Origin of the sequence: Streptomyces avidinii, assembly GCF_045161815.1 — a bacterium.
GTDB classification, from domain to species: domain Bacteria; phylum Actinomycetota; class Actinomycetes; order Streptomycetales; family Streptomycetaceae; genus Streptomyces; species Streptomyces avidinii.
This window is the reverse complement of sequence record NZ_CP108863.1, coordinates 6,359,734-6,373,563: the sequence shown is the minus strand read 5'-3', so window position 1 is coordinate 6,373,563 and position 13,830 is coordinate 6,359,734. Positions and strand designations below refer to the sequence as shown.

General features: G+C 71.7%; 11 protein-coding genes and 1 pseudogene. 4 read left to right on the top strand and 8 right to left on the bottom strand.

Features of this window, described 5'->3' with window-relative positions; translation table 11 throughout:
- The first annotated feature begins 26 nt into the window (after nt 1-26).
- Nucleotides 27-1,829: a bifunctional metallophosphatase/5'-nucleotidase gene (locus OG373_RS28725; RefSeq protein ID WP_405441206.1), complete on the top strand. Its 1,803-nt coding sequence runs from the start codon at nt 27-29 to the stop codon at nt 1,827-1,829.
- Between the two features lie 70 nt (nt 1,830-1,899).
- On the opposite strand, the gene OG373_RS28720 is transcribed toward OG373_RS28725, so the two are convergent.
- The 5 genes from OG373_RS28720 to OG373_RS28700 form a co-directional block, all read right to left on the bottom strand.
- Nucleotides 1,900-3,054: an ALF repeat-containing protein gene (locus OG373_RS28720; protein ID WP_405441204.1), complete on the bottom strand. Its 1,155-nt coding sequence runs from the start codon at nt 3,052-3,054 to the stop codon at nt 1,900-1,902.
- 138 nt (nt 3,055-3,192) lie between these two features.
- The gene (locus OG373_RS28715) at nt 3,193-4,602 is read right to left on the bottom strand and encodes a lysine N(6)-hydroxylase/L-ornithine N(5)-oxygenase family protein (protein WP_405441202.1); all 1,410 of its coding nucleotides are present in this window, start codon (nt 4,600-4,602) and stop codon (nt 3,193-3,195) included.
- Complete coding sequence (locus OG373_RS28710) at nt 4,599-5,996, bottom strand: pyridoxal phosphate-dependent decarboxylase family protein (protein WP_405444234.1); 1,398 nt, start codon at nt 5,994-5,996, stop codon at nt 4,599-4,601. Before OG373_RS28710 ends, OG373_RS28715 begins: the two co-directional genes overlap by 4 nt.
- Before the next feature lie 611 nt (nt 5,997-6,607).
- Nucleotides 6,608-9,157 carry an aminopeptidase N gene (gene pepN, locus OG373_RS28705; RefSeq protein ID WP_405441201.1) on the bottom strand — a complete coding sequence of 850 codons (2,550 nt, stop codon included), beginning with the start codon at nt 9,155-9,157 and terminating at the stop codon, nt 6,608-6,610.
- A gap of 32 nt (nt 9,158-9,189) precedes the next feature.
- On the bottom strand, nt 9,190-9,546 hold the full coding sequence (locus OG373_RS28700; RefSeq protein WP_405441200.1) for a chorismate mutase: 357 nt from the start codon (nt 9,544-9,546) through the stop codon (nt 9,190-9,192).
- A 144-nt stretch (nt 9,547-9,690) separates the two neighbouring features.
- Here OG373_RS28700 and OG373_RS28695 point away from each other — a divergent pair, with 144 nt between their 5' ends.
- Both OG373_RS28695 and OG373_RS28690 read left to right on the top strand, forming a co-directional pair.
- A complete protein-coding gene (locus tag OG373_RS28695) occupies nt 9,691-10,113 on the top strand; it encodes a hypothetical protein (protein ID WP_405441199.1) in 423 nt (140 codons plus the stop codon).
- A complete protein-coding gene (locus OG373_RS28690) occupies nt 10,110-10,463 on the top strand; it encodes a winged helix-turn-helix domain-containing protein (protein WP_405441198.1) in 354 nt (117 codons plus the stop codon). The genes OG373_RS28695 and OG373_RS28690 overlap by 4 nt, the downstream gene beginning before the upstream one ends.
- Here the strand turns inward: OG373_RS28690 and OG373_RS28685 are convergent.
- From OG373_RS28685 to OG373_RS28675, 3 genes and pseudogenes are all read right to left on the bottom strand, one after another.
- Nucleotides 10,460-11,056 (bottom strand): hypothetical protein, encoded by a 597-nt coding sequence (locus tag OG373_RS28685; RefSeq protein WP_405441197.1) that lies wholly within the window; start codon nt 11,054-11,056, stop codon nt 10,460-10,462. The two genes, OG373_RS28690 and OG373_RS28685, sit on opposite strands and share 4 nt — an antisense overlap.
- Before the next feature lie 382 nt (nt 11,057-11,438).
- A pseudogene (locus OG373_RS28680) lies at nt 11,439-11,826 on the bottom strand (LuxR C-terminal-related transcriptional regulator); the annotation flags it as partial.
- A gap of 91 nt (nt 11,827-11,917) precedes the next feature.
- On the bottom strand, nt 11,918-12,670 hold the full coding sequence (locus OG373_RS28675) for a serine protease (protein ID WP_405444232.1): 753 nt from the start codon (nt 12,668-12,670) through the stop codon (nt 11,918-11,920).
- A gap of 176 nt (nt 12,671-12,846) precedes the next feature.
- Here OG373_RS28675 and OG373_RS28670 point away from each other — a divergent pair, with 176 nt between their 5' ends.
- Nucleotides 12,847-13,824 carry a hypothetical protein gene (locus OG373_RS28670; protein ID WP_405441196.1) on the top strand — a complete coding sequence of 326 codons (978 nt, stop codon included), beginning with the start codon at nt 12,847-12,849 and terminating at the stop codon, nt 13,822-13,824.
- The last annotated feature ends 6 nt before the right edge of the window (nt 13,825-13,830 follow it).

The window sequence follows — 13,830 nt, the reverse complement described above, 5'->3', positions numbered from 1 at the left end:
GTTCACGCCTCAAAAGGGGAGATGGTATGGCGTTCGACCGTAGGACTTTTCTGGGTACGACGGCTGCGACGGGTGCGGCTGTGGCGTTGGCGGGGGCCACGAGCACCCCGGCCGCCGCGGCTGCGCAGGATGCGAAGGGGTCCGGGCCCCGGACGTACGCGTTCACGGTGATGGGGACGACGGACCTGCACGGGAACGTCTTCAACTGGGACTATTTCACGGACGCGGAGTTCGACGACAAGGCGCACAACGACGTCGGTCTGGCGAAGATTTCCACGCTGGTGGAGCAGGTGCGGGCGGCGAAGGGGCGGCGCAACACGCTGCTGATCGACGCGGGTGACACGATTCAGGGCACGCAGTTGTCGTACTACTACGCGAAGGTGGATCCGATCACCGCGCGGCGTGGTCCGGTGCATCCGATGGCGCAGGCGATGAACGCGATCGGTTATGACGCGGCGGCGCTGGGGAACCACGAGTTCAATTACGGCATTCCGGTGCTGCGGAAGTTCGAGGAGCAGTGCGACTTCCCGTTGCTGGGGGCGAACGCGCTGGATGCGAAGACGCTGCGGCCGGCGTTCGCGCCGTACAGCATGCACGAGCTGCGTACGCCGTGCGGGCGTGATGTGAAGGTGGCGGTGCTGGGGCTGACGAATCCTGGCATCGCGATCTGGGACAAGGCGAACGTGCAGGGGAAGATGACGTTCCCGGGGCTGGAGGAGCAGGCGGCGAAGTACGTGCCGAAGCTGCGGTCGATGGGTGCCGATGTGGTGATCGTGTCGGCGCATTCCGGTTCGAGCGGGACGTCCTCGTACGGGGACCAGTTGCCGTACATCGAGAACGCGGCGGCGCTGGTGGCGGAGCAGGTGCCGGGGATCGACGCGATCCTGGTGGGGCACGCGCACACGGAGATCCCGGAGTACCGGGTGAAGAACAGGGCGACCGGCAAGGAGGTGGTGCTGTCGGAGCCGCTGAAGTGGGGGCAGCGGCTGACGCTGTTCGACTTCGAGCTGACGTGGGCGAAGGGCCGCTGGTCGGTGGCGAAGGTCTCGGCGAAGGTGCTGAACTCGAACACGGTCGAGGAGGACGAGAAGATCACGCGGCTGCTGTCGGACGAGCACCGCAAGGTCGTGGCGTACGTGAACCAGGTGATCGGTACGTCGACGCTGGCGATGTCGTCGGCGGAGGGGGCGTTCAAGGACGTTGCGATCATCGATCTGATCAACCACGTGCAGGCGGAGACGGTGAGGGGGGCGCTGGCCGGTTCGGAGTGGGCGGCGCTGCCGGTGCTGTCGCAGGCGTCGTGCTTCTCGCGGACGGCGGCGATTCCGGCCGGTCAGGTGACGATCCGGGATGCGGCGGGTCTGTATCCGTTCGAGAACACGATGGAGGCGCGGCTGCTGACGGGTGCGCAGGTGAAGGACTATCTGGAGTATTCGGCGCGGTATTTCGTGCGGACGGCGCCGGGTGATGCGGTGGATCCGGCGAAGCTGACGAACTCCGAGGGCATTCCGGACTACAACTACGACGCGGTGTACGGGTTGGCGTACGACATCGATATCGCGCAGCCGGTGGGTTCGCGGATCGTGGGGTTGTCGTTCCAGGGGAAGCCGGTGGATCCGGCGGCGCAGTTCGTGCTGGCGGTGAACAACTACCGGGCTGCTGGTGGTGGGAACTTCCCGCACGTGCCGCAGGCGAAGCAGGTGTGGGCGAACTCGGACGAGATCCGCAACACGATCATCCAGTGGGTGAAGGCGAAGGGGACGGTCGACCCGGCGCAGTTCGCGTCGGTTGACTGGCGTCTGACGCGGGCCGGGGTTGCGGTGTTCTAGGCGGGACGGGGTGGCCGGCCGCGGTGTGCCGCGGCCGGCCGCCCGGTCGCCCCTGTTGGTGCGGGTCCGGTCAGCGTGCGGCGCCGGCGCGGCGCATGCGGGCGGCGAGGAGCAGTCCGGCTCCGGCGGCGAGCGCGGTGCCCGCGCCGCCGGCGATCATGGTGGTGTGGTCGCCCGTGCCGGTGGTGGCGAGGGGTGTGCCGTTGTGGCCCTGGCCGGTGACGGCGGTGTTGCCGGTGCCGGTGGTGGTGCCTCCGGTGCCGGAGCCCGTTCCGGTGCCGTTGTCCTTGGCGTCGCCGTCCTTGCCGGGGGCGGGCTTGTCCTTGTCCTTGTCCTTGTCCTTGGCGGCCTGGTCCTTGGCGCGGGCCTCGTGCTGGCCCGTCTTGAGGAATTCGGTCCGGTCTGCGGGGGTGCCGGCGAGGGCGGCGCGGCCGGCCTTGACGAGCTCCGGACCGCCGCCGTCGATGATCCTGGCGATGGCGACGCGGTTGTCCTGGTCGCGGAGCTCGTACTGGGTCACTTCCAGGAAGTGGCGCAGCTCGGCCGGGGTCGGCGATCCGTTCATGAGCTTGCCGATAGCCTCGGTCAGGATCGGGCCGTCCCAGCTCTCGTCGATGCGGGCCAGTTCGACCAGGTCGTCCTGGGCCTGGGCGAGGTGGCGGCCGGTCTTCAGGAACTCCGCGCGGTCTGCGGGGGTGCCCTGGAGGGCCTTCTTGCCGGCTTCCTTGACGGCGGTGCCGCCGGTGCCGATGAGTCGGGAGATCTCGACCTTGTTGTCGTCGTCGCGCAGCTCGTGCTGGGTCACGTCGTAGAAGTGGCGGAGCTGTTCGATGGTGGGGTTGCTGCTGAGGATCTTGTTGATGCCTCCCTTCAGGCCGGGGCCTGCGTCGGGGAGGAGGCGGAGGACGGCGATGCGGTAGTCGTCCATGCGGATGTTGTGCTGGTCGACTTCGATGAACTTCCGCATGGCCTTCGGGCCGTCGGCGATGGCCTTGCGGCCGGCTTCTTTCATGAACTCGCTGGCCATCGGGTGGGCGATGATCGCGAGGATGGTCTTGCGGTCCTCTTCGGCCTGGTCGGGCACGGTCTGGTCCGGCGTGGTCGGTGCCGGCTTGTTGCCGGCGGCCGGGGCGTCGGGGCCGGCGGCGAATGCCGGTGACGCGATGAGGACGGCCGGAGCAAGGGCAGCGGTGGTGACCGCTGCGGCGATCCGGGAAAACTTCACAGACAAAACCCCCTGGAAACGTTTCTTCGACAGAAGAGACGTTCGACTTGCGCAGATAGTTGTACCGGTAACGTTCCCGCCCCTCGTGGCGGCCCCGGGGCGTTCGGGGGCCGGTCTCGATCACCGGGGGGAGGCCTCTCAGGGGTGCTCGACGAGGGGGCGGAGTTCGCCTGCCGGGCGGGGGCGGGTGTGTTCGCGCTGTTCGAGGCCGAAGGTGGTGAAGGCGGTGCGGTCCGGCTGGGGGTAGGGCTCCTTGCCGGTGAGGGTGTTGAGGATGGCGGCGCTGCGCCAGGCGGCGAGGCCCAGGTCGGGGGCGCCGACGCCGTGGGTGTGGCGTTCGCCGTTCTGGACGAAGATGCTGCCGCTGACGGTGGGGTCGAGGAGCATGCGGTAGCGGTCGTCGATGCGGGGGCGGCCGGAGGAGTCCTTGCGCAGGTAGGGGTCGAGGCCTGCGAGGAGGCTGCCGAGGGCGCGTTCCCGGTAGCCGGTGGCGAGGACGACGGCGTCGGTGGTGAGGCGGGAGCGGGTGCCCTGCTCGGTGTGTTCGATGTGGAGTTCGACCTTGGTGGTGGCGACGCGGCCGGCGGTGCGGACGGTGACTCCGGGGGTCAGGACGGTGTCGGGCCAACCCCCGTGGAGGGTGCGCCGGTAGAGCTCTTGGTGGATGGCGGCGATGGTGTCGGCGTCGATGCCCTTGTGGAGCTGCCATTGGGCGGGGACGAGCCGGTCGCGTACGGGTTCGGGGAGGGAGTGGAAGTAGCGGGTGTAGTCGGGGGTGAAGTGTTCGAGGCCGAGTTTCGAGTACTCCATGGGGGCGAAGGAGGGGGTTCGGGCGAGCCAGGTGAGGCGTTCGCGGCCGGCGGGGCGGGCGCGGAGGAGGTCGAGGAAGACTTCGGCGCCGGACTGGCCGGATCCGATGACGGTGACGTGTTCGGCGCCGAGGATGCGCTGCCGGTTGTCGAGGTAGTCGGCGGAGTGGATGACGGGGACGGTGGGGGCGTCGGCGAGGGGGCGCAGGGGTTCGGGGATGTAGGGGGCGGTGCCGATGCCGAGGGCGAGGTTGCGGGTGTAGGTGCGGCCGAGGGCTTCGGCTTCGCCGGTGGCGTCGAGTTGGGTGAAGTCGACTTCGAAGAGGTCGCGTTCGGGGTTCCAGCGGACGGCGTCGACCTGGTGGCCGAAGTGGAGGCCGGGGACGCGGCCGGCGACCCAGCGGCAGTAGGCGTCGTATTCGGCGCGGTGGATGTGGAACTGCTCGGCGAAGTAGAAGGGGAAGAGCCGTTCCTTGTGCTTGAGGTAGCTGAGGAAGCTCCAGGGGCTGGCCGGGTCGGCGAGGGTGACGAGGTCGGCGAGGAAGGGGACCTGGAGGGTGGCTCCTTCGATGAGGAGGCCGGGGTGCCAGCGGAAGTCGCGGCGCTGGTCGTAGAAGGCGGTGGCGAGTTCGCCGGCTCCTTGTCGGGGCAGGCCGTGGGCGAGGGCTGCGAGGGACAGGTTGAAGGGGCCGATCCCGATTCCGACGAGGTCGTGGGGGGTGTCGAGCTGGGCGGTCATCGGTGGGTGCTGCCTTCCAGGAGGGAGATGAGGGTGTCCAGGTCCCCCGCTGTGGTGTGCGGGTTGAGCAGGGTGGCCTTGAGCCACAGGCGGCCGTCGGCATGGGTGCGGCCGAGGACGGCGCGGCCTTGGTGCAGGAGGGTGCGGCGCAGGGTGGCGAGGTGGTCGTCGTCGGCGTGGGTGGGCCGGAAGAGGACGGTGCTGATGGTGGGGGGTGCGTGGAGTTCGAAGCCGGGGTGGGCGTCGAGGAGCCGGGCGAGGTGGTGTGCGGTGTCGATGGTGCGGTCGACGAGTGCGGTGAGGCCGTCGCGGCCGAGGGCGCGGAGGGTGGTGGCGATCTTGAGTGCGTCGGGGCGGCGGGTGGTGCGCAGGGAGCGGCCGAGGAGGTCGGGCAGGCCGGCTTCGGTGTCGTCGGTGGCGTTGAGGTAGTCGGCCTGATGTGCGAGGGGGGTGAGGAGGGTGGTGTCGGGGACGGCGAGGAGGCCTGCGGCGACGGGCTGCCAGCCGAGTTTGTGCAGGTCGATGGTGAGGGAGTGGGCGCGGCCGAGTCCGGCGAGTTTGTCGCGGTGGCGGGGGCTGAGGGCGAGGAGGCCGCCGTAGGCGGCGTCGATGTGGAGGTCGGCGCCGTAGCGGTCGCAGAGGTCGGCGATGCGGGTCAGGGGGTCGATGAGTCCGGCGTCGGTGGTGCCGGCGGTGGCGGTGACGAGGGTGGGGCCGGGGGTGGTGGCGAGGGCTTCGGCGAGGCGGGCGGGGTCGAGGACGCCGGTGGGGGTGGGGATTTCGGTGGCCGGGGGGAGGCCGAGGAGCCAGGCGGCGCGGGGGACGGAGTGGTGGGCGTTGGCTCCGTGGAGGACGGTGAGGGTGGGGCCGTGGCGTTCGCGGGCGAGGAGTACGGCGAGTTGGTTGGCCTCGGTGCCGCCGGTGGTGACGAGGGCGTCGGCGTGGGGGGTGTCGTAGAACTCGGCGGCGAGGGTGCGGGTGAGGAGGGCTTCGAGGGCGGAGGCGGCGGGGGCCTGGTCCCAGGAGTCGAGGGAGGGGTTCAGGGCGGAGACGGCGAGGTCGGCGGCGGCGGCGACGGCGAGCGGGGGGCAGTGCAGGTGGGCGGCGCAGAGGGGGTGGGCGGGGTCGGCGGCGCCTGCGGCGAGCGTGTGGACGAGGGTGCGGAGGGCTTCGTGGTCGCCGGTGCCGTGGGTGGGGAGCAGGCCGGTGTCGCCGAGGGCGGTGCGGACGCGGGCCGCCTGGGTGGCGGGGCCGCCGGCGGGGAGGGGGCCGTGGCGGTCCTCGGCGCCGGTGCGCAGTGCGTCGAGGACGGTGTCGAGGAGGGGGCGCAGGGCTTCGGGGCCGTGGGGGCCGCCGGCGAGCGGGGGCGGTGTGCCGGGCGGCGGCGCTGTCATCGGGTCCTCCGGGGGCTGGCCGGGTGCGATGCGGGGCACCCGGCCAGTACAACGATCAGACCCGAATGGGGTAACCGCCGGGGTTTGTCCGAATCAGTGGAGGCTGTGCCGAGGGGGGCGTGCCGGTGCGGGTCTGCCGGTGCCGGGGCGGGCGGGTCTGGCGGTGCGGGTCTGCCGGTGCCGGGGGCGGGGTGGGGTGCCGTCCGGGACTGCATGATTTATGGCGCCCTGGGCCGGGTGGACCGTACGGGCTGCGGGTGCGCCAACAAATCACGTTTTACGTCCCGGACAGCACCCCACCCCGCCCCGTCACCGGCCCTCGCCCCGCCGACGCCGCCGGGGTCGGGGTCGGGGTCGGGGGTGGGACGGGGTGTCGGCCGGGACGTAGAACGTGATTTGTTGGCGCGGTATCGGCCTGTGCGGGCCTGTGCCGCCGGGGCGCCGTGAATCATGCAGTCCCGGACGACACCCCGTCCCGCCCCGGCCCCGGCCCCCTCGTGCCTGGCTCCCTGCAGGGGACCCGGCGAGGTCGTCCGCTCCCGGGTTGCACCCCGTCCCCGTCCCGGCCCCTCGTGCCTGGCCCTCCGCAGGGGACCGGCCCCCCGTTCTGCCTAGCTCCCCGCAGGGGACCGACGGACCTTGAGGGCTCGGGCGAGGTCGTCGAGTTGGTCGACGAGCTTGCGGCGCAGGAGGGGGAGGATGTTCGGGTCGGTGAGGCAGTCGTGGCCCGCCTGGAGGTTGGCTTCGTCGATGGCGTGGGCGGGGAATGCCCAGCGGCCGGCGGCTTCGCCGATGGCCGGGCCGCGGCGGGCGCCGAGGGCGACGGCGTCCGGGTAGTAGCGGGTGACGTATTCGGTGAGCAGTTCGGCCTGTTCGGGCTGCCAGAAGCCCTGGGCGGTGGCGCTGAAGAGGTAGTTGGACAGGGTGTCGTCGTGGAAGAGGCGGTCCCAGGCGGCGGCCTTGGCCTCCGGGGTGGGGAGGGCGGCGCGGCAGCGGGCGGCGCCTTCCTGCCCGGTGGCGCTGGTGTCGTCGGCGAGGGCGGCGTCGATCGCGCTCTCGCCGACCGCGCCGAGGACGGCGAGGCGGCCGAGGATGCGCCAGCGCAGTTCGGGGTCGAGTGCGGGGCCGCCGGGGACGGTGTCGTCGGCGAGCCAGGCGGCGATGGTGTCGGGCTGGGTGGCGCTGTCGACGAGGGTGCGTACGGCGGTCAGCCGCATGCCGGGTTCCGAGCCGTCCTCGGTGCGCCGGAGCAGGTCGCGGGCGATGGTGGTGAGGGTGGCGAGGGCGGCGGTCCGCTCGTCGGGGGCGACGTAGCGTACGGCGATCTGGGTGCGGGCGAAGGTGAGGACGCCCTGGACGATGGCGAGGTCGTTCTCTTCGGGCAGGTGTGCGGCGGCGGTCGTCAGGTAGTCGTGCGGGTCGAGTTCGCCGTCGCGGACCATGTCGCGCAGGGCGTTCCAGACGACGGCGCGGGTGAGGGCCTCGGGGATGCCGGAGAGGCCGCGCAGGACCGTTTCGACGGAGTTCTCGTCGAGCCGGACCTTGGCGTAGGTGAGGTCGACGTCGTTGAGGACGAGAAGCGCGGGGCGGGGCCCGGTCACGGAGATGACCTCGTCGGAGGGGACGTCGAGGTCGAGGAGTTCGCGCAGTTCCAGGAAACGGCCGTCGACGGGGTCGCGGTCGTAGACGCCGACGGCGATGTGGTGGGGGCGGCTGCCGCGGCGGTCGACGGTGAGGGTCCAGCCGGGGGCGCTGTCGGGGCGGCCCTCGGACTCCTCGACGCGGGGGGTGAGGGTGTCGATTCCGGTGGTGCGCAGCCAGATGTCGGCCCAGGCGCGGACGTCGCGTTCGGTGTGGGCGGCGAGGGAGTCGACGAAGTCGGCGAGGGAGGCGTTGGCGAACTTGTGGCGGGCGAAGTGGGTGTTGATGCCGGCCAGGAAGTCCTTCTCGCCGAGCCAGGCGACGAGTTGGCGCAGGACGGAGGCGCCCTTGGCGTAGGAGATGCCGTCGAAGTTGAGGAGGGCGGAGGCGGTGTCGGGGACGTCTTCGGGGGCGGGGGCGACGGGGTGGGTGGAGGGGCGCTGGTCGGCGTCGTAGCCCCAGGGCTTGCGGGTGACGCCGAAGTCGGTCCAGGTGCCGGTGAAGCGGGTGGCTTCGGTGAGGGTCTGGTAGCCCATGTATTCGGCGAAGGATTCGTTGAGCCAGATGTCGTCGAACCAGGCGAGGGTGACGAGGTCGCCGAACCACATGTGTGCCATCTCGTGGGCGATGACCATGGCGCGGGACTGGCGTTCGGTGTCGGTGACGGCGGAGCGGAAGATGAACTCGTCGCGGAAGGTGACGAGTCCGGGGTTCTCCATGGCGCCGGCGTTGAACTCGGGTACGAAGGCCTGGTCGTAGGAGTCGAAGGGGTAGGGCTCGGTGAATTTCTCCTGGTACCGGTCGAAGCAGTCCTTGGTGATGGAGAGGATTTCGTCGGCGTCGACGTCCATGTGGGGTGCGAGGGACTGACGGCAGTGGATGCCGAAGGGCAGTCCGGCGTGTTGGGTGCGGATGCTGTGCCAGGGGCCGGCTGCGACGGCGGCGAGGTAGGTGGAGATGAGGGGGGTGGGGGCGGACTTCCAGATGCCGGCGCCGCTGCCGTCGGGGGTGTCGCCGGTGCGGGTGGTGATGCCGTTGGCGAGGACGGTCCAGTGGGCGGGGGCGGTGACGGTGAATTCGAAGACGGCCTTGAGGTCGGGCTGGTCGAAGGCCGGGAAGACCCGCTGGACGTCGTCCAGGAACATCTGGGAGTAGACGTACGTGTGCCCGTCCGCGGGGTCGGTGAAGCGGTGCAGGCCCTCGCCGGTGCGGGAGTAGCGCATGCGGGTGTCGAGGTGCAGCTCGTGGTGGCCCTCGGTGAGGCCGGTGAGGGGGAGGCGGTCGTCGGCGAGGGCTGCCGGGTCGAGGGGGGTGCCGTCGAGGGTGGCGGAGCGCAGTTCGACGGGCTTCAGCTCGATGAAGGTGTCTGCGTCGGTCCGGGCGGTGAACCGGATGACGGTGGTGGAGTCGAAGGTGTCGTCGTCGCCGGTGAGGTCGAGGGTCACGGCGTAGTGCTGGACGTCGATGAGCTGGGCTCGGAGCTGCGCTTCGGTGCGCGTCAGTGCGGACATGGGGCCCATGCTGCCGCAGTGGGCGGCCGGACCCCCGATTTCTACTCTTCGCCCGCGGCGATCGTCTCGTGGTGGCGGATGACCTCGGCGATGATGAAGTTGAGGAGCTTCTCGGCGAAGGCGGGGTCGAGTTTGGCGTTCTCGGCGAGCTGGCGCAGGCGGGCGATCTGGCTGGCTTCGCGGCTCGGGTCGGCGGGGGGCAGCTGGTGCCGTGCCTTGAGGTGGCCGACCTGCTGGGTGCACTTGAAGCGTTCGGCGAGCATGTGGACGACGGCGGCGTCGATGTTGTCGATGCTGTCGCGCAGGCGGGCGAGTTCGGCGGTGACGCTCTCGTCGATGCCTGCGGCGTCCTTGGCCGCGCCCGAGCCGGTGCCGTTGTCGAGGTCGCTGATGTTCATGGTTCCCGAGAATACGTGGCGGCGGCGGCTGGTTCCTCGGGCAGTCGGTCTGTGAGACGGCGACCCTTTACTTGCAGGATTGGAAAGTACTCGCCATAGTGGAAATTGCGGTACCGATCAGGCGTGTACGAACGAGGGGGAACCATGCGGGAGACGGCGGCGGCGGCGGTCGGGGCGTTGGGCCGGGCGGCCGGTGCGGAGAAGGCGGCGCGGCAGGGCAGCGGCTGGTACGCGCGCTACCTGTGGGCGTTCGCGGCCGGGCAGCTGGTGCTGGTACCGGTGGCCGTGCTGTGGCGCGGGCCGGTCTCGGCGGTGGTGTTCGGCGTGACCAACGCGCTCCTGGTGACCGGGCTGAGCGTGTACGCGGCGCGGCAGCGGGTGGTGCGCCGCGGGTTCGGAGTGAAGCACGGGGTGCTGGTGGGGTCCTGGGCGGTGGTCTTCGCCCTGGTGGTCGTGCTGGGCTTCACGGTGTTCGGCCCCAGCGTGCCGTTCGCGGTGGGCGCCGCGCTGGCGTGTGCGCTGCCGCTCGCCGTGGGGGCCTGGACCGAGATGCGGGGTTCGGTATGACGGACGAGCCGACGGTGGACGCCGGGGCGCAGGAGGCGGCCGCGAAGCGTGGCGGCCATCCGCGGCACGATCTCGCGCCGCTGCTGAACGCGCCCGTACGGCTGTCCGTGGTGGCGGCACTGGCTCCGTTGGACAAGGCCGAGTTCGGTTTCGTACGGGACCTGGTCGAGGTCTCGGACTCGGTGCTGTCCAAGCAGGTCGCGGCGCTGGAGGAGGCGGGCTGGGTGGAGGTCCGCAAGGGCCGGGTGGGGCGGCGGCCCCGCACCTGGATCTCGCTGACCTCTGAGGGCCGGGTGGTCTACGAGCGGCATCTGGCCGCGCTGCGGGCCATCGCGTTCGGCAGCCCCTAGGCCGTCTCTTTCGGATCCTGCCGGGCCCGCGACGCCCGGCACCTCACCTCGCCGCGTTGTCGGGCCCGCCCCGGTACGTCCAGTACAAGGACGACCCTCCGCCTTGCGATGCTTCCCCTCGGCCCTGCGGGCCTGGGGAGACCCCATGCCGCCGGACACCGCGGGCTCGGCCGACAGGATCCGAAAGAGACGGCCTGGCCGTCGGAGCGGGAGGGTGGCGGTGACGAGCCGGCCGCCCTCGGGGTGGGGCCGGCGGTGAGGAAGCCGCCGCGGGCCTCGGAGAGTGTGGCGGGGTGGCCGCCGCCGTCGGCGATGCGGACCTCCGGGCCTGCGGGGACCGTGCGCGGGGTGACCCGTACGGCGGTGGCGGTGGCGGCGTGCTTGCCGATGCCGGTGAGGGCTTCGAGGACGATGCGGTGCGCGGTGGCCGCGACGTGGGCGGGGAGCCGGTCCTCCAGCCCCTTCTCGATGCCGAGGGCGACGGGCGGCCCGGGCCTCGACGACGATCCCGGTGGCGTGGTGGGCGACGAGGTCGTGGAGCTCCCGGCGAGGTCCAGGCGTTCGGCGGTGCGTACGGCGCGCAGGTCGCGCACGCGGTCGGCGGCGTGCGGGGCGCCGGGCCGGCGGGCCAGGCCCTGGCGGGTGGGGGTGCACGGGCGCGGCCCGGCTGCGCCGGAGCCTTTCGGGGCTCGGCCCCGGACCCCGCGCCTCAAACGCCGGCGAGGCTGAAATGGCCCCGGCTTCGAACGCGCGCAGGGCTGAAATGACCCGGGCATCGAACCGGGGCGGGGCTGGAATGGCCCGGCCTCGAACCGGCGCGGAGCCGAAACGGCCCGGACCTCGAACCGGGGCGGGGCTGGAACCGCCCGGGCATCGAACCGGGGCGGGGCTGGAACCGCCCGGGCCCAGAACCCGCGCGGGGCCGAAAGGGCCTCGGCTTTGGACCGGGGCGGGGCCGGAATCGCTCGGTGGGCGTCACGCCGAGGTGGCGGCGAGGCCGCTTTCCCGGGCCCGGGCGGCGTTTTCGACGCGGTTGCGGGCGTCGAGTTCGGCCTGGATGTTGGCCAGGTGCGTCTTGAGAGTTCCCCGGCGATCTCCGCGTTGGTCGGGCCGCGCGCGAGGCGGCGTACGACGTCGTGTTCCCGCTCGGTCCGGCGGCCTGGGTGCGCGGGGCCATTTCGCGCAGCAGCCGCACCGTGATCACCGGTGGGACGAGGGAGTCGCCGACGACTGCCGCCCGTGCCGCTTCAACCGGCATGGCCGGGCCGGCGTCCTTAAGGAGGAAGCCGGATGCTCCGCCGTGGAGCGCCGCGTGGACGTACTCGTCGAGGTCGAAGGTGGTGACGATGACGATGTGCGGTGAGTCGGGGCCGCAACCGCAGGTCACGGCACGCGCTCGCCCTTCCGCCCGGTCGCGGACCGGGCGGAAGGGCGAGCGGGACGGGCCGGTGGAGCTACATGCCTGCCGCGGCGCTCTTGATCGCGGCGGCGAAGGTGGAGACCTCGGTGTAGACACCGGGGTAGTTGGGCCGGGCGCAGCCCTCGCCCCAGCTGACTATGCCGACCTGGATCCAGGCGTTGTTGTTGTCGCGGCGGAACATGGGGCCGCCGGAGTCGCCCTGGCAGGTGTCGACGCCGCCCTGGGGCAGGCCGGCGCAGATCTCCTCGCTGGGGACGAGGGAGCTGCCGTAGGCGGCCTTGCAGGTGGCGTCGGAGACGAACGGGACGGTGGCCTTCATCAGGTAGCGCTGCTGGCTGCCGCCCTCGCGGGTGGCGCCCCAGCCGGCGACGGTGAAGGTGCCGTTGTCGTAGGCCTTGGTGTCGGCGATCTTGAGGGTGGGCAGGTTGATGGGCTTGGCCAGCTTGATCAGGGCCCAGTCCTTGCCGGTGCCGTTGTAGCCGGGGGCCTGGAGGACCTTGGTGGACTTGACCTTGATGGCGCTGGAGCTGTTGAGGTCGACGACTCCGGCGGTGGCGGTGATGGAGGTGTTGTTGCCGGAGCCGTTCACACAGTGGGCGGCGGTGAGGACGATCTGCTGGGTGTAGAGGGCGCCGCCGCAGCCCATGGAGAGGCGCACCATGAAGGGGAACTCGCCCTGCGCGGCGCGGGTGCCGCCCACGACGGGCGCGGTGCCGGCGGTGGCGGTGCCGGGCTGGAGGCTGACGGCGGCGAGGGCGACGGCGCCGACAGCGAGGGTGCGCTTCATGAACTGCACGAGGGTGGTCACAGTCAACACACTGCCTTTCGTGGGGGGTTGGGCTGTGCGTGTGCGTCATCGGGTGAATGACGGGTCCATGACACAACAGGCGTGTGGTGGACATCAAGAAGGCAATTTCGGCCAACTCCCGTCCACGCGACAGAGATTGCGGTAAGGAGGGCCCGATGACGGAGAACGGGGGGCCTGGCGGCCCCATCGGGCACGGATTTCCGCATCTGGCGACCGTGCGCGCCTCGATCACCGCGCTCTTCCGCCGGCTCTCGGCCGACGGGACCGACGGAACCGAGGGGGCCGAGGGGATCCACGCCTACGGCACGAGCATCACCCCCGCCGACGCCGCCTTCGACGCCACCGACGACCTGCACCTGGGTGCGCAGCGGGTGGCCGCGGCGACGGTGCGCGCGCTGCGGCTGCCCGACGCGCGCATGGTGGTGTCCTTCCGGGCGATGGAGGAGGCGGCGACCGTGGAACTGGCGGCGGGGCCCGAGTACTTCGTCGAGGTCAACGACCGCTTCCGCACCCACCGCCGGGACCTGGCGGCAGCGCTGTCGCACGAGGTCGCCCATGTCCTGCTGCACCGCCTGGACCTGCGCTTTCCCGGCACCGCCGAGAACGAGATCCTCACCGACACCGCCGCCGCGTACCTGGGGGCCGGCTGGCTTCTCCTGGACGCCTACCGCGAGGACGCGCTCACCCACCAGCACTTCGGCTACCTCACGCCGGAGGAGTTCGGCTACGTCCTGGCCAAACGCGCCGCCCTGTTCGGCGAGGACCCCGCCCCCTGGTTCACCAGCCACCGGGCGTACGAGGCCTACGTGCGCGGGCGCGCGCTCGCCGAGCGCGATCACCGCCGGGCCCCACTGGCGGCCGCCGGGCCGCTGGCGCGGCGCCGGTACGCGAGAGCGCGGCGCACCGGGGCCGCCGGGAGTGCCGGAGTCGCCGGGGCCGCTGGGGGCGCTGGGGGCGCTGGGGGCGCTGGGGGCGACGCTTCGGCGTACCGCTTCGAACAGGACGGGTCCGGGGGCGGGTTGCGGGTGAGCTTCCCGTGCCCGGTGTGTGCGCAGTGGCTGCGGGTGCCGGTGCGCGGGCGGCTGCGGGCCCGGTGCGGGCTCTGTCACTCCGTGCTCGACTGCCTCACGTAGGACCAT